The organism is Kluyvera cryocrescens NBRC 102467 (genome assembly GCF_001571285.1).
In the GTDB taxonomy this organism is placed as follows: Bacteria; Pseudomonadota; Gammaproteobacteria; order Enterobacterales; family Enterobacteriaceae; genus Kluyvera; species Kluyvera cryocrescens.
Genome location: NZ_BCTM01000023.1, coordinates 1 through 21,087, shown reverse-complemented (window position 1 = coordinate 21,087; position 21,087 = coordinate 1). Strand labels below are relative to the sequence as shown.

General features: G+C 54.2%; 14 protein-coding genes. 5 read left to right on the top strand and 9 right to left on the bottom strand.

Annotated features, from left to right (window positions below; translation table 11 throughout):
* Positions 1-79: 79 nt before the first annotated feature.
* The gene (locus tag KCR01S_RS16495; protein WP_061284032.1) at positions 80-622 is read left to right on the top strand and encodes a YfaZ family outer membrane protein; all 543 of its coding nucleotides are present in this window, start codon (positions 80-82) and stop codon (positions 620-622) included.
* 94 nt (positions 623-716) lie between these two features.
* Positions 717-1,913 carry a nicotinamide mononucleotide deamidase-related protein YfaY gene (locus KCR01S_RS16490; RefSeq protein WP_061284030.1) on the top strand — a complete coding sequence of 399 codons (1,197 nt, stop codon included), beginning with the start codon at positions 717-719 and terminating at the stop codon, positions 1,911-1,913.
* Here the strand turns inward: KCR01S_RS16490 and glpC are convergent.
* The 7 genes from glpC to ubiG all read right to left on the bottom strand — a co-directional run bounded on the left by glpC (position 1,885) and on the right by ubiG (position 11,295).
* Positions 1,885-3,096 (bottom strand): anaerobic glycerol-3-phosphate dehydrogenase subunit GlpC, encoded by a 1,212-nt coding sequence (gene glpC / locus KCR01S_RS16485; RefSeq protein ID WP_061284028.1) that lies wholly within the window; start codon positions 3,094-3,096, stop codon positions 1,885-1,887. The two genes, KCR01S_RS16490 and glpC, sit on opposite strands and share 29 nt — an antisense overlap.
* Positions 3,093-4,352: a glycerol-3-phosphate dehydrogenase subunit GlpB gene (gene glpB / locus KCR01S_RS16480; RefSeq protein WP_061284024.1), complete on the bottom strand. Its 1,260-nt coding sequence runs from the start codon at positions 4,350-4,352 to the stop codon at positions 3,093-3,095. Before glpB ends, glpC begins: the two co-directional genes overlap by 4 nt.
* Entirely contained in the window at positions 4,342-5,970 is a 1,629-nt protein-coding gene (gene glpA / locus KCR01S_RS16475; RefSeq protein WP_061284023.1) for an anaerobic glycerol-3-phosphate dehydrogenase subunit A, read from the bottom strand. The genes glpB and glpA overlap by 11 nt, the downstream gene beginning before the upstream one ends.
* 226 nt (positions 5,971-6,196) lie before the next feature.
* Positions 6,197-6,451 carry a class I ribonucleotide reductase maintenance protein YfaE gene (yfaE, locus tag KCR01S_RS16470; protein WP_061284018.1) on the bottom strand — a complete coding sequence of 85 codons (255 nt, stop codon included), beginning with the start codon at positions 6,449-6,451 and terminating at the stop codon, positions 6,197-6,199.
* Positions 6,451-7,581: a class Ia ribonucleoside-diphosphate reductase subunit beta gene (nrdB, locus tag KCR01S_RS16465; RefSeq protein WP_061284015.1), complete on the bottom strand. Its 1,131-nt coding sequence runs from the start codon at positions 7,579-7,581 to the stop codon at positions 6,451-6,453. The genes yfaE and nrdB overlap by 1 nt, the downstream gene beginning before the upstream one ends.
* 256 nt (positions 7,582-7,837) lie before the next feature.
* Positions 7,838-10,123 carry a class 1a ribonucleoside-diphosphate reductase subunit alpha gene (gene nrdA, locus KCR01S_RS16460; RefSeq protein ID WP_061284012.1) on the bottom strand — a complete coding sequence of 762 codons (2,286 nt, stop codon included), beginning with the start codon at positions 10,121-10,123 and terminating at the stop codon, positions 7,838-7,840.
* Between the two features lie 443 nt (positions 10,124-10,566).
* On the bottom strand, positions 10,567-11,295 hold the full coding sequence (gene ubiG, locus KCR01S_RS16455; RefSeq protein WP_061284009.1) for a bifunctional 2-polyprenyl-6-hydroxyphenol methylase/3-demethylubiquinol 3-O-methyltransferase UbiG: 729 nt from the start codon (positions 11,293-11,295) through the stop codon (positions 10,567-10,569).
* Positions 11,296-11,455: 160 nt separating this feature from the next.
* Between ubiG and gyrA the strand changes: the two genes are divergently transcribed.
* The 3 genes from gyrA to rcsC are packed head-to-tail and all read left to right on the top strand — an operon-like array spanning position 11,456 to position 17,127.
* Complete coding sequence (gene gyrA, locus KCR01S_RS16450) at positions 11,456-14,092, top strand: DNA topoisomerase (ATP-hydrolyzing) subunit A (protein ID WP_061284006.1); 2,637 nt, start codon at positions 11,456-11,458, stop codon at positions 14,090-14,092.
* 18 nt (positions 14,093-14,110) lie between these two features.
* Positions 14,111-14,284 carry a hypothetical protein gene (locus tag KCR01S_RS25180; RefSeq protein WP_156478775.1) on the top strand — a complete coding sequence of 58 codons (174 nt, stop codon included), beginning with the start codon at positions 14,111-14,113 and terminating at the stop codon, positions 14,282-14,284.
* Positions 14,281-17,127, top strand: coding sequence for a two-component system sensor histidine kinase RcsC (rcsC, locus tag KCR01S_RS16445; RefSeq protein ID WP_061284003.1), 2,847 nt, complete (start codon positions 14,281-14,283; stop codon positions 17,125-17,127). Before KCR01S_RS25180 ends, rcsC begins: the two co-directional genes overlap by 4 nt.
* Before the next feature lie 119 nt (positions 17,128-17,246).
* Here rcsC and rcsB read toward each other — a convergent pair whose 3' ends face one another.
* Both rcsB and rcsD read right to left on the bottom strand, forming a co-directional pair.
* A complete protein-coding gene (gene rcsB / locus KCR01S_RS16440; protein WP_061284000.1) occupies positions 17,247-17,897 on the bottom strand; it encodes a response regulator transcription factor RcsB in 651 nt (216 codons plus the stop codon).
* A gap of 15 nt (positions 17,898-17,912) precedes the next feature.
* Positions 17,913-20,588, bottom strand: a complete 2,676-nt coding sequence (rcsD, locus tag KCR01S_RS16435) for a phosphotransferase RcsD (RefSeq protein ID WP_072277172.1) — start codon at positions 20,586-20,588, stop codon at positions 17,913-17,915.
* Positions 20,589-21,087: the final 499 nt, after the last annotated feature.

The window sequence follows — 21,087 nt, the reverse complement described above, 5'->3', positions numbered from 1 at the left end:
CATTGAATCCTGACTATATCGCAGTACAATTCAGCTGTTTATGGGCATTTATTTTTTGCGTTTGCGTGAAAGGATTAAGATGAAAAAGAGCGTGTTATTTGGCCTCGCAGGTTTGATGTTTGTCTCGGCGTCAGCGAGTGCAATCAGTTTTAATGGCCAGGCGGGTAAAGATTATACCAATCTGGGCTTTGGCGTTGGCACCGAAACTTCCGGCCTGGCGCTGACCGGTAACTGGACGCACAGCGATGATGATGGCGACGTTGCTGGCCTGGGTCTGGGTCTGAATATCCCTCTGGGGCCGTTTATGGCAACGGTTGGCGGTAAAGCGCTTTACACCGACCCGAACAACAGCGACTCCGGCTATGCGGCGGCGGTCGGCGGCGGCCTGCAGTGGAAAATTGGTGATAGCCTGCGTCTGTTTGGTGAGTACTACTACTCCCCAGATTCACTGTCCAGCGGCATCGACAGCTATACCGAAGCCAACGCCGGCGCACGCTACACGATTATGCGCCCAATCAGCATTGAAGCTGGTTACCGTTACCTGAACCTCGCGGGTAAAGACGGTCACCGTGACAACACCCTGGCCGATGGCCCGTATGTTGGCGTGAGCGCTTCGTTCTAATGCCCGCGGCGCAGCGCCCTGCTGCGCCAGTTTTCCCTTTTTAAATCCCCACCTTGCGCTATAGTAAACCGTTCTCTTTTTACTGGAGTAAGTGATGATAACGGTTGAGATGCTATCCACAGGCGATGAAGTCTTATCGGGGCAGATTGTCGATACGAACGCTGCGTGGCTTGCTGATTTTTGTTTTCAGCAGGGCATTCCCCTGTCACGGCGTAATACCGTGGGCGACAACCTGGATGATCTGGTGGCCATTCTGCGCGAGCGCAGCACGCAGGCGGACGTCTTAATTGTCAACGGCGGCCTTGGGCCAACCAGCGATGACCTTAGTGCGCTGGCTGCGGCGACGGCGAAGGGCGAGTCGCTGATTCTGCACGAAGAGTGGCTGGCGAGCATGGAGCGTTTTTTCACTGAACGCGGTCGTATCATGGCGCCAAGTAACCGCAAGCAGGCGGAAATTCCGGCCAGCGCTGAGCTTATCGATAATCCCGTCGGCACCGCCTGCGGCTTTGCGGTCAGGCTTAATCGCTGCCTGATGTTCTTCACCCCGGGCGTGCCGTCCGAATTCAAAGTGATGGTCGAAAAAGAAATCCTGCCGCGCATTCGCCAGCGCTATCCGGTGGGGGAGCCGCCAATCTGTTTGCGACTGACCACCTTTGGCCGTTCCGAAAGCGATCTGGCCCAAAGCTTACAGCATCTGGCGTTGCCGCCAGGCGTGACCATGGGCTATCGCTCATCGATGCCGATTATCGAATTGAAACTCACCGGGCCTGCTGAACACCGCGACGCGATGCTGGCGCTGTGGCCAGAGGTGCAGAAGGTCGCTGGCGAAAGCCTGATCTTCGAAGGCACCGAAGGCCTGCCCGCGCAGATTGCTCGCGTATTGAAAGAAAAGCAGCTCAGCCTGACGCTGAGCGAGCAGTTCACCAGCGGCCTGCTGGCGCTTCAGCTTTCTCGTGCCAGTGCCCCATTGCTGGCCAGCGAAGTGGTTCCCGCGCAGGATGAGACGTTGGCACAAACCGCGCGGTGGGCGGAAGAGCGTCGGGTTAACCATTTCGCTGGTCTGGCGCTGGCGGTGAGCGGGCTGGAGTCTGAACACATCAATGTGGCGCTTTCTACCCCCGACAATACTTATGCGCTTCAGCTGAAGTTCAGCAATACGCGTCATGGTCTGGTGGTGCGTCAGGAAGTGTGCGCCATGATGGCGTTAAACATGCTGCGCCGCTGGCTGAACGGTCGCCCGATCGCCAGCGAACACGGTTGGATTAACGTGGTGGATTCGCTGGTGCTGTAAGCGCCTGCGCCAGCAGCGTAATGGGATGTTCACAGCGTTTGCTGGTGGACATCTCGATTTGCCATTTACAGGTCTCGCAATCCGTTATCACAAGGTCAGCGCCGCTGTTTTCAATCTGTGCGAAGAGCGGGGCGCCTATCGCTTGCGATGTCGGGTAATTTTCGGCTTTAAAACCGTAGGTCCCGGCGATACCGCAGCAATTGGACTCCAGCACCTGCAATTCCACGCCTGGAATGCGGCGTAATAACTCCAGCGTATACAGCGACCAGCCCATTTTCTCCATATGGCATGGCGTGTGATAAACCACTTTGAGCGGCAGCGGATTTAACGGCAGCGTAGCGCCCGCATCCAGCCGGCGCCAGATCCAACGAGTCGCGAGTTCGATGTCGTCTCGCAAATCGTGGTTATCGACCTCCAGCAGATGGGGATACTCATCCCGCAGGGTAAACGTACAGGTCGATGAAGTCGCCAGTACCGGCAAACGTTTTTCAACAATGGCTTGCCGTAGCGAGGTCACATTGCTTTGCGCCTGACGCCGCGCTTTATCAAAGAAGCCATTCGCAATCAGCGGTACGCCGCAGCATTTCTCTTTACTCAACAGCTGCACGCCAATACCCAGTGCGTTAAGCACGCGGATCATATCCAGCCCTAACTGTGGGTGGTTGTAGTTCACGTAGCAGCCGTGGAAGAAGGCGACCTGCTCGGCATACTGCGCCTGGCTTTTGGCGATGCGCTGATAGCGGCGACGGAAAGTGCCAAAAGAATATTTGGGCAGGCTGCGGCGATGGTCGATTTTCAGCGCCGTATCCAACAGCTGGCGTACCGGTTTCAAGCCGGTTGCCGCGTTGACGATGGGGGCAAACGGTGTCGACAACGTCCCCATCAGGTCGGTATGGCTGAGAATAGCGTCGCGTAAACCCGGTTTGGCGTGGCCGTAATCGGCGCGGGCGCGCTGTATGATGTCGCCAATTTTGACATCGGAAGGGCAGGCGACCTCACAGCGTTTGCAGTTGATGCAGTATTTCAGCGCCTCATCATACAGCCCGCTGTCTTTACGACGCAGTCGTTCGCCATCCGGCCCTGCCTGCTTTGGTCCTGGATAGCGTGGATTTACGCGACTTACCGGGCAGACGGTGGTGCAGACGGTGCATTTAATGCAGTTTTTAAAGCTTTGCTGACTCATGCTTCACCTCCGGCTAACGCAATAATGTGCTGTGCGGCATGCATGGCGCTGATAGCACAGACCCCGCCGCCGCAGCCCAGCGCGATAGGATCGAACCCGCCCAGCAGTGAACCGATGGCGAACAGGTTAGGCTGAGTCTTACCGCCTAGCGAAGGATGCAGGCTCTCGTCGACAACCACGCCCGATTGCTGCCATGGCTGCGAGGCAAAAAAGTCATGGTCATACCACTGCGCGCGCGGCGTAGGGGCGAGAATATCGAGCCCCAGAATGGTTTCACGAATACGCTCACGGTCGGCGGTTAGACCGTTACTGAAGAAGCTGCCGCTGGCGAGTACGGTAAAGCGTGGGCGCAGCGGAATGTCGCCGTGATTGCGGGTCCAGATTTCCGCCATCCCGCCTTCTCGATGGCTAATGCGAAGCACTTTATCACCCGCCATCCAGATTCCTCCCAGGGCAACAAACTGTCGCTGTAGCGCAGAGTGCAGGCGCATTCCCGGCACCGAGGGCGGCAGCGTCGGGAGCAGAAACAGCGGGCAGGGCAGATTCGCGTTTAGCCAGTCAAACAGTGAACTATCACGCAGGCCAAAGCAGGCCGGCATCAGCAGTAAGTCGCAGCCTTCGCACAACGGGAGCAGGGCCTGCAAAAGTGGCTGCCACAGCGAGGGTTCATCGAGAACCCGGGCAATATTCACTGCGCGAAATTCGGTGGGGTTTTCGCGCAGCACATCCAGCTCCGGTAAATCGATTTCGGCGATATCAACGTTGAGCCCCTGCTGTTGCAGTGAACCGGCGGCCAGATGAGGCTGAAAATCGAGAAAACCGCTGATGCCAACCACTCGGATATGTCCCTGAGACAGCGGAGCCAATGGTACCTCCAGCGGACTCAACCACGCGGGGCGCAGCGTGCCGAGTGGCGTGACGCGCTGATGAATCTGCTCGACATCCCCCCGCATGGCGATGCCGCATTCCGCCAACAGCGTTTGCGTCTGACGGGCGTAGTGCAATACCTTGTCGATACCGATGTTGACATACGGATGGTGAGGGGATTGTTCCACCAATGCCGAAAGCCCTTGCGCAAGACGGGTGACCGGAGCCCCGTCCGGCATAGCGCTTAGCAGATCCAACGAGCCGGAAGAGAAGTGCAGCGCGCTTTGACCCTGGCTGACGATGGCGCAACGCAGACCGGACTTTTGCAACTGTAGCCCGCACAGCAGCCCGGCAAGGCCGCCGCCGACAATGACGCTATCAAATTTCATCTTCAGGTTCCTTTTGTAAGCCGCACAGTCCTTGATAAACCCAGCGGGTTAATTCGCTTTCGCGTAGCGCATCGCCCCAGGCGATCGGCTGCACCCCTTTCCAGCGCTCGTTGAGGAAATGTGAAAGCTGCGCCAGTGATTGCGTCGCGGTGGTCACCTCAAAGCGCTGCAGCAGGCCGCTGGCCCGGCAGGCGCACAGCTCGCCCTGACAGGTACCCATCCCAACGCGGGTACGACGACGCAGATCCAGCAGATTATTTACCGCCAGGTTTTCAACCGCATACTGCACTTCGCCCGCGGTGACCGCTTCGCATTCGCAGACCACGCTGCGATGCAGGCGACTGTTGCCGAGCCAGGTTGGGGTGCGGTCGCCGTGGCGATAGACAGCGGAGCCCCGTAGCGGCGCGGGCAGGGAAATCATGCTCTGTAGGGTTTTCTCCACCGATTCCTGTGAACCCGGCAGCGGCGTGTCGGCGGTGGTGCACGGGCGATTGTGATTGAGTTTACGGCAGACGGCATTGGTGGCCCATTCGGCCATCAGTCGATAGGTCATCAGTTTGCCGCCGGTAATGGTGATTAAGCCTTCCAGCCCATCGCGTTCAGCGTGATCGAGCAGCACGATGCCGCGGCTGACGTTGCGCCCGCTCGGGTCATCATCGCTAGCGACCAGTGGGCGCACGCCACAGTAGGCGCGTAAAATGCGCGTATTGGCCATGATAGGCGCCAGCTTTTCGCCTTCGCGCAGGAGAATATCGACCTCATCGGCGGTGACGCGGCAGCGGTCAATATCCTGGTAGTCGATGTGCGTGGAAGTGGTGCCAATGAGGGAAATAGTATCGCCGGGTACCAGAATGTCGGCATCGGCCGGTGGTCGACAGCGATTGATGACATGTTGGTTAATCCGGCTTTCGAAAATAAGTAGCGAACCTTTGGCCGGGAACATGCGGATTTTCAAATCCGCATACTCCGCAATGCGTTGTCCCCAGATCCCGGCGGCATTGACCACCACCGCTGCATGCAGCGTGCGTCTTGCCCGGCTGGCGTGGTGGTAGAGCGTCACGCCATGCACGTGCTCGCCCCGGCGGAGCAGGCCCGTGACTTCATGACCGGTAAAAATCGTGGCCCCGTGTTCGCGGGCATCAAGCATATTGGCGGCAGTCAGACGGAATGGATCCACGGTGCCATCCGGGACGCGAACGGCACCGACCAACGCCGGATTGACCGCCGGCTCAATTCGCCGAGCCAGCGCCGGATCAATCGCTTCGGCCAGAATGCCCGCGCTGGTGCAGGCATTAATAAAGGTTTGCTGGTAGCCAAGGTCATCGTCTGGCAGGGTGATAAATAGCCCGCTGGTCGGCTCAATACAGTGGCGTGCAATACGGCGTAGGATCTGATTTTCCCGGATACATTCGCGGGCAGATTCACTATCGGTCACCGCGTAGCGCGCGCCGCTGTGCAGTAAACCGTGATTGCGGCCGGTGGCACCGGTGGCAATATCAAAGCGTTCAACCAGCGCGGCCTTTAGGCCACGTAGCGTGCAATCACGGGCGATCCCGGCTCCGGTGGCACCGCCACCGATAATGATGACGTCGTATTCAGGTGTAGAGGCGCTGTCCATTTTGTGTCCTCAATGGTCGTTTTACCAACATTAAGTCACATGAATAGGTTTTTTTGTTTGATATCGAACATATTCGCGCATGAATCGAAAGTGAATTGCCGCGTTTTGTGGCGGATATCGAATTTTGTCAGCGGCGATAGCGGCGCTCAACGCTGGAAAGACGAGGCTTTGGCTGGGGATACTTAGGGGAAAAATGAAAATGAGTGCACGCGCGGTGCACTCACCGTTACATCTCGATTTCGATGTCACCTTTTGCCCGGCAGCAGCAGGGCAAAATTTCGTCCGGCTGGATAAAAGCCAGCGGTTCGGTCAGCCAGTCAACCTGGCCGGAGACCAGCCGGGTACGGCAGGAGCCGCAGTAGCCTTCGCGACACTGGTATTCTACCTCAACGTTATGAGATTCCAGCGCCGCCAGCAGGGATGGATGTTCATCCTGGCACTGCAAGCGAGTGCCAGAGATGCGCAGTATCACGCGGCTCATTAGAGCTGGAAATTGCTGAGATCGTCAGTATCGACTTCCGAGTCAATCTGCCCAACCAGATAGGAGCTGACTTCCACTTCCTGCGGTGCCACCTGCACGTTATCTGACACCAGCCAGGTGTTGATCCACGGGATAGGGTTCGAACGCGTCTGGAATGGCAGATCCAGCCCAACGGCCTGCATACGGATGTTAGTGATGTACTCAACGTATTGACACAGAATGTCTTTGTTGAGGCCAATCATCGAGCCGTCGCGGAACAGATAGTCCGCCCACTCTTTTTCCTGCACCGCCGCCTGAACGAACAGGTCATAGCATTCCTGTTTGCACTCTTCGGCAATTTCCGCCATCTCCGGATCGTCCTGGCCAGAACGCAGCAGGTTCAGCATATGCTGAGTGCCGGTCAGGTGCAGCGCTTCATCGCGGGCGATCAGACGGATAATTTTGGCGTTACCTTCCATCAGTTCGCGCTCGGCGAAAGCGAAAGAACAGGCGAAGCTGACGTAGAAGCGGATGGCTTCCAGCGCGTTAACGCTCATCAGGCAGATATAGAGCTTCTTCTTCAGTTCGCGCAGGTTAACGGTGACGGTTTTGCCGTTCACGTTATGCGTCCCTTCGCCCAGCAGATGCCAGTAGCTGGTCATCTCAATCAGCTCGTCATAATAGCTGGAGATCCCTTCGGCACGCTTTTGGATCTGTTCGTTGGTGACGATATCGTCAAACACAATCGCCGGATCGTTAACGATGTTACGGATGATATGAGTATAAGAACGTGAGTGGATAGTTTCAGAAAACGCCCACGTTTCAACCCAGGTCTCCAGCTCCGGAATGGAGATCAGCGGCAGCAGCGCGACGTTCGGGCTACGGCCCTGGATGGAGTCCAGCAGCGTTTGATACTTCAGGTTACTGATGAAAATATGCTTTTCGTGTTCTGGCAACGCCTGATAGTCAATACGGTCGCGAGAAACGTCCACTTCTTCCGGACGCCAGAAGAAGGAGAGTTGCTTTTCAATCAGCTTTTCGAAAATGTCATATTTTTGCTGGTCGTAGCGTGCCACGTTGACCGGCTGGCCAAAGAACATCGGCTCTTTGAGCTGATCGTTTTTCGTCTGTGAAAAAGTGGTGTATGCCATTGATGTCAATCCTGTCTGGAGAGTAATGCCGGATGGCGTTTACTTACCTGCTTACAATATCATCGTAAATATACATTTCATCTTTCAAGCCGCTCCCTTTGGAACCCGCGCAAGCGCGGTTCAAACGCGAATGCGTTCAATGCAGCTTAAATGGCGATGTGTATAAATCCGTGCACCGGATAAGGTTTTAACGTCGCTATCCGGTCATGACGGAAATCAAAGGCCGGGTCAGCGTAGCGCTGCCCGGCAATCGTTATCAGATTTTACATGCGCCGCTTTCGCAGCCGTCGTCTTGAATGGACGGCACCATGTCGTCCTGCGCATCTTCCGCACCGTCACGGGTGTTTTGATAGTACAGGGTCTTCACACCAAATTTATAGGCGGTGAGCAAGTCTTTGAGCAGCTGCTGCATCGGTACTTTGCCAGACGGGAAACGCGTCGGGTCATAGTTGGTGTTCGCTGAAATCGACTGGTCGATAAACTTCTGCATGACGCCAACCAATTGCAGGTAGCCGTCGTTGTTCGGCATTTCCCACAGCAGTTCGTAGGCGTTTTTCAGATGTTCGTAGTCCGGAACGACCTGACGCAGAATACCGTCTTTTGATGCTTTGATACTGACGTAACCGCGCGGTGGCTCAATACCGTTGGTGGCGTTGGAGATCTGCGAAGAGGTCTCGGACGGCATCAGAGCAGAGAGCGTGGAGTTACGCAGGCCGTGGGTCTTAATCGACTCACGAAGCGCTTCCCAATCCATGTGCAGCGGTTCGCTGGTAATCGCATCCAGATCTTTCTTGTAGGTATCGATCGGCAGAATGCCCTGGGAATAGGTCGTTTCATTAAACCACGGGCACGCGCCTTGTTCTTTCGCCAGCTCGTTAGAGGCTTTCAGCAGGTAGTACTGAATCGCTTCGAAAGTCTGGTGAGTCAGGTTGTTGGCGCTGCCATCGGAGTAGCGCTTGCCGTTTTTCGCCAGCCAGTAGGCGTAGTTGATGACGCCAATACCGAGGGTACGACGGCCCATAGCGCCGCGTTCTGCCGCTTTGATTGGGTAGTCCTGGTAGTCGAGCAGGGCATCCAGCGCACGTACCGCCAGCACCGCCAGCTCTTCGAGTTCATCGAGGCTCTTAATGGCACCAAGGTTGAACGCGGACAGCGTACACAGCGCGATCTCACCGTTTTCATCGTTAACATCGTCCAGCGGTTTGGTCGGCAGGGCGATTTCCAGGCACAGGTTAGACTGGCGCACCGGCGCGATGGTTGGATCGAACGGGCTGTGGGTGTTGCAGTGGTCAACGTTCTGAATGTAGATACGGCCGGTAGAGGCGCGTTCCTGCATCATCAGTGAGAACAGTTCAACCGCTTTCACGCGCTGCTTACGGATGCTGTCGTCGTTTTCATACTGGGTGTAAAGACGTTCAAATTCGTCCTGATCGGCGAAGAATGCGTCATACAGGCCTGGGACGTCGGACGGGCTGAACAGAGTGATGTCGCCACCCTTCAGCAGACGGGTGTACATCAGCTTGTTGATCTGTACGCCGTAGTCCATGTGACGCACGCGGTTGCCTTCAACACCGCGGTTGTTCTTCAGTACCAGCAGGCTTTCCACTTCCAGGTGCCACATTGGGTAGAACAGGGTGGCCGCACCACCGCGCACGCCGCCCTGAGAGCAGGATTTCACCGCGGTCTGGAAGTGTTTATAGAACGGGATACAGCCGGTGTGGAAGGCTTCACCGCCGCGAATTGGGCTACCCAGCGCACGGATGCGGCCGGCGTTGATACCGATACCGGCGCGCTGGGAAACATATTTCACAATCGCGCTGGAGGTGGCGTTGATAGAGTCGAGGCTGTCGCCGCACTCGATCAGTACGCAGGAGCTGAACTGGCGAGTAGGCGTACGCACGCCGGACATAATTGGCGTCGGCAGCGAAATTTTGAACGTGGAGACCGCATCGTAGAAGCGTTTTACGTAGCTCAGACGAGTTTCACGTGGATAGTTCGAGAACAGGCACGCGGCAACCAGAATGTAGAGGAACTGGGCGCTCTCGTAGATTTCACCGGTGACGCGGTTCTGCACCAGGTATTTACCTTCCAACTGCTTCACGGCAGCGTAGGAGAAGGTCATGTCACGTTCGTGAACGATGAACGAGTCCATCTGCTTGAACTCTTCTTCCGTATAGTCTTCCAGCAGATGATTGTCGTATTTACCCAGATCGACCATGCGTTTGACATGGGTGAACAGTGCCGGTGGCTCGAACTGGCCGTAGGCTTTTTTGCGCAGGTGGAATACCGCCAGGCGTGCAGCCAGGTACTGGTAATCCGGAGCGTCGTGAGAGATCAGGTCTGCGGCGGCCTTGATAATGGTTTCATGAATATCGGACGTCTTCATCCCGTCGTAGAACTGGATGTGGGAGCGCAGCTCAACCTGGGAAATAGAAACGTTATGCAACCCTTCAGCAGCCCAATCCAGCACGCGATGAATTTTGTCGAGGTTAATGCGCTCTGTGCGGCCGTCACGCTTAGTCACCAGCAGACTCTGATTCATGTGATTTTTACCTGTCCGTGAAAAGAAAAATGTCCCCTGCTTATCCACAATTACCGTTGGTGTAAAAACCTGTGGATAAATACTATATGTAGGGGGTCGTTGATAAAATGAACGCTATATGGTGAGTATTCTAGTAGGGATTCTTTTGAGTACAAGAGTTGATTTTGATGTTGAATTGAGGTTGTGAAAGGGTAAAAAACGCTAAGTCCACGGCGCGTAAGGGCTGGCGGGGATGTCAATAATTTGCAAAAAAAAATGAAAATTTGATCGAGTGCCGATTTCTTCATCGACGGGCGTTGTTGCGCAATATGACGTAGCGCAAATTTGTCGTAGCCTGCCTACCAAGGATTGGTAGGCCAGCCGCATAAAGTCGGATAAACCCTGTGGGAAAATACCGTACCGGATAACGACACCTTGGTGCGTTATCCGGCTTACCCTCTGCGTTATTCCGCGTTGGCGGTGGTGTGCAGCATATAGTTAACGTCAACGCCCGGTGCGAGCTTGAAGCTGTTGAGCAGCGGGTTGTAGTGCAGGCCAATCATATGGCGTTCTTTTAACACTGTCTGGTCAACCCAGCTCAGCAGTTCGGCTGGCTTGATGAATTTTTTCACGTCGTGCGTGCCTTTTGGCACCATGCGCAGGATATATTCTGCACCGACGACCGCCATTAGCCAGGATTTGCCGTTGCGGTTAAGCGTTGAGAAGAAAACCTGTCCGCCGGGTTTCACCAACTGAGCACAGGCTTTAACCACTGATTGTGGGTCAGGGACGTGCTCCAGCATTTCCATGCAGGTGACCACGTCGTACTGTTGGGCGTGCTTCGCCGCATGCTCTTCTACCGTTTCCTGGACATAATCAACCGGAATACCGGTTTCCAGCGAGTGCAGTTTGGCGACCTGCAGCGGTTCGAAGCCCATATCCAGCCCGGTCACCGTTGCGCCTTCACGGGCCATACTTTCGGCTAGGATGCCGCCACCGCAGCCGACATCAAGCACTTTTTTGCCGAACAGACCACCGGAACGCTCAGCAATATAGCCCAGACGCAGCGGATTAATACGGTGCAAAGGCTTAAATTCACCTTCCAGATCCCACCAGCGTGACGCAACGGCCTCGAATTTGGCGATCTCTTCGTGGTCAACGTTGTGCGCGACCGCAGCTTTTTCGGCGTTCATGGATGTTCCTGCTCCTTATTTCGTTATTGTCTGCGAGTATATCAGTACCAACGAGCGAATAAAGCGTCTGGCAGGTGCTATTGGGTTTACCTGTCTTTACGCGGATGTGTTATAATTTGCGACCTTTGAATCCGGGACACAGTAGAGGGATAGCGGTTAGATGAGCGACCTTGCGAGAGAAATTACACCGGTCAACATCGAGGAAGAGTTAAAGAACTCTTATCTGGATTATGCGATGTCGGTCATTGTTGGCCGTGCGCTGCCAGATGTCCGAGATGGCCTGAAGCCGGTACACCGTCGCGTACTTTACGCCATGAACGTATTGGGCAATGACTGGAACAAAGCCTATAAAAAATCAGCCCGTGTCGTGGGTGACGTAATCGGTAAATATCACCCTCATGGTGATACCGCGGTTTATGACACTATCGTCCGTATGGCTCAGCCATTCTCACTGCGTTACATGCTGGTAGATGGCCAGGGCAACTTTGGTTCTGTCGATGGCGACTCCGCCGCAGCGATGCGTTATACGGAAATCCGTATGTCGAAAATCGCCCACGAGCTGATGGCCGACCTGGAAAAAGAAACGGTAGATTTCGTCGATAACTACGATGGTACCGAGCGTATTCCAGATGTGATGCCAACCAAAATTCCTAACCTGCTGGTTAACGGTGCCTCCGGTATCGCAGTAGGTATGGCAACCAACATCCCGCCGCACAACCTGACGGAAGTGATCAACGGCTGCCTGGCCTATGTTGATGATGAAGACATCACCATCGAAGGTCTGATGGAACACATTCCGGGTCCGGACTTCCCAACGGCAGCGATCATCAACGGTCGCCGTGGCATTGAAGAAGCCTATCGTACCGGTCGCGGTAAAGTGTACATTCGCGCTCGCGCGGAAGTGGAAGCTGACGCGAAAACCGGGCGTGAAACCATTATCGTCCACGAAATTCCTTATCAGGTGAACAAAGCGCGCCTGATCGAGAAAATCGCCGAGCTGGTTAAAGACAAACGCGTGGAAGGCATCAGCGCGCTGCGCGACGAGTCTGATAAAGACGGTATGCGCATCGTGATTGAAGTGAAACGCGACGCGGTCGGGGAAGTGGTTCTCAACAACCTTTACTCCCAGACTCAGCTGCAGGTTTCCTTCGGTATCAACATGGTGGCACTGCACCATGGTCAGCCGAAGATCATGAACCTGAAAGACATTATCGCCGCTTTCGTTCGCCACCGCCGCGAAGTGGTGACACGCCGTACTATCTTTGAACTGCGTAAAGCTCGCGATCGTGCGCACATCCTTGAAGCGCTGGCCATTGCGCTGGCGAACATCGATCCGATCATTGAACTGATCCGTCGTGCGCCGACCCCGGCTGAAGCGAAAGCGGGCCTGGTGGCGCGTTCATGGGATCTGGGCAACGTTTCCGCGATGCTGGAACGTGCGGGTGATGACGCGGCGCGTCCGGAGTGGCTGGAGCCAGAATTTGGCGTACGCGATGGTCAGTACTATCTGACTGAACAGCAGGCTCAGGCTATCCTGGATCTGCGTCTGCAGAAACTGACCGGCCTTGAGCATGAAAAACTGCTCGACGAATACAAAGAGTTGCTGGAGCAGATCGCTGAACTGCTGCGTATCCTCGCTAGCGCCGAACGTCTGATGGAAGTGATTCGCGAAGAACTGGAACTGGTACGTGAACAGTTCGGTGATGCGCGTCGCACAGAAATCACCGCCAACAGCGCGGATATTAATATTGAAGACCTGATTAGCCAGGAAGATGTTGTTGTGACCTTGTCTCATCAGGGCTACGTCAAATATCAACCGCTTACCGATTACGAAGCGCAGCGTCGCGGCGGTAAAGGTAAATCAGCGGCACGTATTAAAGAAGAAGACTTTATTGACCGCCTGCTGGTGGCCAACACCCATGACACGATCCTCTGCTTCTCCAGCCGTGGTCGTCTGTACTGGATGAAGGTTTATCAGTTGCCTGAAGCGAGCCGTGGCGCACGTGGACGTCCAATCGTCAACCTGCTGCCGCTGGAAGCGAACGAACGTATTACCGCGATCCTGCCGGTGCGTGAATACGAAGAAGGCGTTAACGTCTTCATGGCGACCGCCAGCGGTACCGTGAAGAAAACGGCGTTGACCGAATTCAGCCGTCCGCGTTCTGCCGGGATCATTGCGGTTAACCTCAATGAAGGCGATGAGCTGATTGGTGTTGATCTGACTTCCGGTTCTGACGAAGCGATGCTGTTCTCTGCCGCAGGTAAAGTGGTTCGCTTTAAAGAAGATGCCGTTCGCGCCATGGGTCGTACTGCGACCGGTGTACGCGGTATTAAGCTGGCCGGCGAAGACAAAGTGGTATCTCTGATTATTCCTCGCGGTGATGGTGCCATCCTGACCGTGACGCAAAACGGTTACGGTAAACGTACCGCGGCGGCAGAGTATCCGACGAAGTCTCGTGCTACTCAGGGCGTTATCTCGATCAAGGTCACCGAACGTAACGGCTCCGTAGTGGGCGCGGTTCAGGTTGATGATTGTGACCAGATCATGATGATCACCGATGCCGGTACGCTGGTGCGTACCCGCGTGTCGGAAGTCAGCGTGGTTGGGCGTAACACCCAGGGCGTTATCCTCATCCGTACTGCAGAAGATGAGAACGTGGTGGGTCTGCAGCGCGTTGCTGAACCGGTTGATGACGAAGAGCTAGACGCTATCGACGGTAGCGTGGCGGAAGGTGATGATGAAATCGCGCCGGAAACCGAGAGCGATGATGATGTTGCCGACGACGCCGACGAGTAATTCGTTAGGTTAAGTTGCATGAAAGAGCCGGTGAAGACCGGCTCTTTTTTTATGGCCGACGCTGACGATTTTGATTATCGCTATGCGTGTCCGGGCGGCTCATCTGTGCGCTTTAACATTGCGGTAAAAGGCTTTTCCCGCTACCTTAACCACATCCTGTTAGCCTTTGACGGCGGAGTTTCGCCACTTTGAAATATCTTGTCTCCTTTCGCACCACGCTGAAAGTCTCACGCTACCTGTTCCGGGCGTTGGCATTGCTGCTTTGGCTGCTTATCGCACTGATTTCGGTATTCTATATTGTGAATGCTCTCCATCAGAAAGAGTCGGAAATCCGCCAGGAGTTTAACCTCAACTCCGATCAGGCCCAGCGATACTTCCAGCGCACTTCCGATGTGATTAAGGAGCTGAAGTATATTGCTGAAAATCGGCTGACGGCGGCTAACGGTTCCTTACCGGCCGGCGCCAGCAAAGATAATGCCGATATCCCCGACTTTGAGCCGCTGTTCCCGGATTCTGACTGCGGTAATCTTGATACCACCTGGCGTGGCCCGCTGGAGTCTCTCTCTTGGTTCCTGCGCTATTGGCGAGAAAACTTCTCCGCCGCCTACGATCTTAACCGCGTCTTTTTAATCGGCAGCGATAATCTGTGCATGGCCAACTTTGGCCTGCGCGAAATGCCGGTAGAGCGCAGCGAGGCGCTGAAAGCGCTGCACGAACGTATTATGGCCTATCGCGATGCTCCGCAGGACGAGCGCGGTGGTAACCTGTTCTGGGTCGGGCAGGGGCCGCGTCACAGCGTCGGCTATTTCTATGCCTTAACGCCGGTATATCTGGCCAATCGGCTGCAGGCGCTGCTGGGTGTTGAACAGACTATCCGCGTGGAGAACTTCTTCACCCCGGGCAGTATGCCGATGGGCGTCTCGATCCTGGATGACAACGGCAATACGCTGATCTCACTCTCCGGGCCGGATAACAAGCTGCATATCAGCACGCGAGCCCTGCAGGAGCGGCTGTGGTTTGGCTATACCGCCGGCTATCGTGAGCTGGTGATGAAGAAAACGCTCTCACCGTCATCGCTCAGCATTGTTTACTCGGTTCCGCTGGATGCGGTGCTGGAACGTATTCGTATTCTGGTGCTCAACGCTTTGCTGTTAAACCTGTTGACCGGGATTGCGCTGTTTACCATGGCGCGCATGTATGAGCGCCGTATTTTCCTGCCCGCAGAGTCCGACGCATTGCGTCTGGAAGAGCACGAGCAGTTTAACCGCAAAATTGTAGCTTCCGCGCCGGTTGGCATCTGTATCCTGAGGACCCAGGACGGCACCAATATTCTGAGTAACGAGCTGGCGCATAACTACCTGAATATGCTGACGCACGAAGACCGCCAGCGGCTGACGCAGATTATCTGCGGCCAGCAGGTGAACTTCGTTGACGTGCTCACCAGTAACAATACCAATCTGCAAATCAGCTTTGTCCACTCGCGCTATCGCAATGAGAACGTGGCGATTTGCGTGCTGGTTGACGTCAGTTCCCGCGTCAAAATGGAAGAGTCGCTGCAGGAGATGGCGCAGGCGGCGGAGCAGGCGAGTCAATCGAAATCGATGTTCCTGGCGACGGTCAGCCATGAACTGCGTACACCGCTGTACGGGATTATCGGTAACCTCGATTTATTGCAAACCAAAGAGCTGCCGAAGGGGGTTGACCGTCTGGTGACCGCCATGAATAACTCATCGGCGCTGCTGCTGAAGATTATCAGCGATATTCTCGACTTCTCTAAAATTGAGTCCGAACAGCTCAAGATTGAGCCGCGTGAGTTTTCGCCGAAAGAAGTGATGAACCACATCACCGCCAACTATTTACCGCTGGTGGTGAGAAAGCAGCTGGGAATGTACTGCTTTATCGAGCCGGACGTGCCGGCGAAACTGATGGGCGACCCAATGCGTTTGCAGCAGGTCATCTCCAACTTGTTGAGCAATGCCATCAAATTTACCGATATTGGCTGCATTATTTTGCATCTGAAGCGGGAAGGGTATTACCTCAGCATCAGCATTCGTGATACCGGTGTCGGGATCCCAGCCAAAGAAGTGGTGCGTTTGTTTGATCCGTTCTTCCAGGTGGGGACCGGTGTGCAGCGCAATTTCCAGGGGACCGGCTTGGGGCTGGCGATTTGCGAAAAGCTGGTCAACATGATGGACGGCGATATTGCGGTCGATACCGAACCGGGCATGGGCAGCCAGTTTACGCTGCGGATTCCGCTGTACGGTGAACAGGACCAAACGCCGTTGATGATTGGTGGTCTGGCGGCGGTCCGCTGCTGGTTGACGGTGCGTAACGTCGCACTGTCCAATTTCATCCAGACCTTATTGACCTATCACGGAATGGACGTGCGTCTCTACAATGGAGAAATGCCGGAGCCGGACGATCTGCTGATCACCGACGATGAAATTAGCCAGCCGTGGGCAGGCCGTGCGGCAGTGGTCTTCTGTCGCCGCCATATTGGTATTCCGCAAGAGTTCGCTCCGGGCCAATGGATTCACAGCATTGTTTCACCGCACGAGATCATGACGCTACTGGGCCGTATTTATCGCGTGAAGATGGAAACGGGCGAAACCGCGGAATCGCAGTCGGCGCATGAAGTGCCGGAAGACAGTAATGATGACATGATGATCCTGGTGGTTGACGATCATCCAATTAACCGTCGTCTGTTGGCCGATCAGCTCGGATCGCTCGGCTATCAGTGTAAAACCGCTAATGATGGTGTCGACGCGCTTAACGTATTGAGCAAAAACCACATTGATATCGTACTGAGTGACGTCAATATGCCGAACATGGATGGCTATCGTCTGACTCAGCGGATCCGTCAGTTGGGCCTGACGCTGCCGGTCGTTGGCGTAACGGCAAATGCTCTGGCAGAAGAGAAGCAGCGCTGTCTGGAGTCGGGAATGGATAGCTGTTTGTCGAAACCGGTGACGCTGGACGTCTTGAAGCAGACCCTGACGGTCTACGCGGCAAGGGTGCGTAAGACGCGTGAATAAACGGCGTTGGCTCAGCGAACGTTGAGCTAGCGCGGCATGCGGTTGATGCGGTGTCAGTAGAGTTAAAGCAGAGAGGATATGCCGGAGCTGACTGATGTCAGCCCCGGTCGGTGCAGACGTTAGTCTTTGTCTGACGGGGAAAGCGTGACGGAAGAGAGATAGTTCAGCAGGGCAATGTCGTTTTCGACGCCCAGCTTCATCATCGCCGATTTCTTTTGGCTGCTGATGGTTTTAATACTGCGGTTGAGCTTTCTGGCAATCTCGGTGACCAGGAAGCCTTCTGCGAACAGACGCAATACTTCGCTCTCTTTCGGGGACAGACGTTTGTCGCCGTAGCCGCCAGCGCTGATTTTTTCCAGCAGGCGAGAGACGCTCTCCGGGGTAAACTTCTTCCCTTTCTGCAGCGCTGCCAGCGCTTTTGGCAGGTCGGTCGGCGCACCCTGTTTCAGTACAATCCCTTCAATATCCAGATCCAACACTGCGCTAAGGATCGCCGGGTTGTTATTCATGGTCAGGACGATAATCGACAGATCCGGGAAGTGGCGCTTGATATATTTAATTAACGTAATGCCGTCACCGTATTTGTCCCCAGGCATGGAGAGATCGGTGATCAGTACGTGAGCATCAAGCTTCGGTAAATTGTTAATTAGCGCAGTGGAGTCTTCAAATTCACCAACAACGTTCACCCATTCAATTTGTTCCAGAGATTTACGAATCCCGAACAGCACAATCGGGTGGTCATCAGCAATAATTACGTTCATATTGTTCATGTAAAGGCTACCTTGCTACAGCAAGCTCTTGACGTAGGTGTCAATGTCGCTGATGTATTTTTCTATGCCGGAAGCATCTTTCTCACGAATAAGATGTTCGAGCGTTTCACATAACTGCTTGCCAGGTACCAGATTTAGCATGGCAAACACCCCTTTAAGGCGGTGAGCTGTCTGTGCCAGAGCGGCAAAGTCCTTCGCCGCGGATTCAGTATACAGTCTGCTAACATCTTCCGGTACCGTATCAACAAACAGAGCATAATAGCCGCTAGCATGAAGTTCGGCATTTTCATCGCTGCCGGGCAGCGATTCCGTAACTTCTTCCTGTGCCAGTTGCTCTTCAATAAGTTGGAGTACGGCGTCCTGCATGGCGTTACTCATGTTAAAATTCACACGCAGTTGGCCCGGGCCTATTTTGCGTATCCCAGCCTCATCATCGCTTAAAAGCAAGCCTGAAGCAGTAAGATTAGACGGATTATCTGTTAAAAACAGATCAAATTCTTGACTTGTTGCGCGCTCATCCGGGCTGATGCAGGTTGCTCCCCAGCTTTCGAGCTGACGGGTGACGATGCTGCGGATTTCATTAGAGGTGATGTCAATCATGGCGACGACGTCATCCAGCAACTGCTCTTCCGGCTCGGCATTTTCTTCACGCACGGCCATTTTGACGTGCAGCGTATAGCGCGTTCCCAGCGATTCCCGTGCTTTAATGCTCAGGTGACCGCCTAACTTACGGGCCAACTGATCGCACAGCCAGAAGGTGAGGGCGTTGGCTTTCCCGTAGCTGTCTGATTGCGTATCGTTAAGATACGGGAAGTGCAGGTTGTCCACTTCACCATGCGACACGCCATTGCCGGTGTCGAGGATACGGAAGGTTAAGCGATCTTCTGCCGATTCATCGGCGCTCACCTCAATAGTGACTTTGCCGATCTGCGTCGTGGTCACCGCATATTGGATCAGCAGCAGCAGGATTCGCCGCAGGGCATCGCGATCGCCAAAGCGTAGCTCTTTGGCCGGTAAGGCGTTGTTGATCAGAAGCTGTAGCCCTTTACGCTTAATGGACGGCAGCACTTCAGGTACCACTTCATCGATCAGCTCCTGAAGGGAGAACTGTGAGGATGCACCTTTCCAACTGTCGTTTTCCAGCATATTGGCCAACTGAATTTCATCAACCAATCTCACCAGCAGGTCGGCATGATTTGCCAGTTTTTGGCTTTCAGCTGTGTCGAGGCTGGTCGCTTCCGCGGCCAGCGCCTTAATCGGCTGCTTCAGCGTGTCGCTGATATTCTGCATAAAGGCGGCGCGACCCTGCTGATTTTTTTCATACAGCCGCTGAGCCTGTTTGAGCTTTTTATTCACCAGAACTTCCCGGTCCTGGTCGCGGATGATAAAGATCTGCGTTCGTGGAGAAACCTGGCTGCGGAACTGGCGTATTTCATACAGTTCATTATTAATGGTGGCCTGAATCACCCCTTGATGCTGATCCGCCATGCTGGTGATGTTTTGCAGGTTCAGATGCGGCAGTAGGTGATCGGCAATTTTATTGCTGATAATGGTGCGATTGGATTCCTGATCGTGAACCAATAATCCCAGGGGTAATAAAGAAACGATCTCTTCATTCAGCACCCGCAGCATTCTCAGCTCATTATTGGTACCGGACGACGGCGTCGTATTGCTACTGCCGCGCGCGGGCAAGTTGCGGAACGTGGAATAGCCGAAGAGCGCCAGCGCCAGTAAGCCGATGTTTAACAGTAGCGGCAGCATGATGTTCTGGAAGGTATCCAGCAGCAGGGTACCAAATGGCACTTGCCACACGAGGCGCATACCGGTGGTATTGAGCGCTGAAGCAATCTCTATCCGGGAGCTATTAAAATTAATGGCTACGCTGTCGCCTGGGTCTTTCTCCTGACTCCGCGGCGAGGCCTGGGCTGGGTCTGGTTCAAGACGGAAACTGTCCAGCGACATCGTTGGCGGCACCAGATCGTTTATCGGCAAATCGAAGGCGACAACGGTCGCCAGATGACCGGGCTGATTAAAGGTGGTGCGTAGGGTAAAGTAGCGCCCGTTTTGCCATGCCAGACGGCGCAATGTGGAGAAGCTTTCGCGTTCATCCAACGTATTGGCCTGCTGAAGCATTTCGGCGCGGCGGGAATCGACGATGCTGCCGACGGTAGACTCTTTAAACCCGGAGGAAAGATCTTTAAGCGGCAGCGTAGAAATAAGGATAAGGCTATTGTCCTGGCCGTTGAGATAATACATCGACCACGGTACGTTTTCAGCGCCCCACAGGGTATCCAGATAAGTCGACATACGCTGGGTGATATCCAGCGTCGCGCTATCGTGCGAGCCAAAAATTAACGCTTCGGTTTTACGACGCGGCTTCTCCAGGTAATAGACATCCTGTTTTAGCCGGGTTTCCTGCAAACCCTCAATCGGCGTGGCGCTGCTGCTTGCGGCGGCAATATTGTCGTAAATCTGCCAGGTGGTATAGCGCCAGGTATCAATGCGTTTATGCACGGCGTGCGTCAAATCGACAATCTGATAGCTCTTATCTTTTAGCCATGCGTTGACCGCACTTTGAATCATCACGCCCATGGTCACCAGCAGGACGATGATCATAAGAAGGAAAAAACGCGTGATGCTCCCGGGAAGGAGAGAGAATTTCGTCGGGCTCATCTTGTCGGACTGACTCATTGGCGTGTGTAACCCATCATAACGGCATCTGAATGAGGATATGCTCAAGCGTAAAGTGCATTGAGGCGTAAAACCTTGTTTTGCTCTGCTGGCAGTATATACAAAAAATCCAACAAGATGCATACACACGCTAAATTCATCAAACGGGCGGTCCGCTCAGTCAGAAATTGAAACGCATTTTCATTTACGCGCGATGAGGGTGCGGGGAAAGTGTACAACGAAACAGATACTGTACAAATATTTACCTAATGCATTAAAAAATAGCACGAAATAACAAGACATTAATTCATGATGATGAACAGGGAATTATTTTTGTATTCAATGCGATTAATTAATAGTCGTTATAATTTACGGTGGGTAGCACAGATTGATTAAGCTTTCGTAAAGAAAGGTAAAAAAAACCGGATGCGAAGCATCCGGTTGAAATAGGGGTAAACAGACATTCAGAACTGAATGACGGTAATAAATAAAGTTAATGATGATAGCGATGACTATTTTA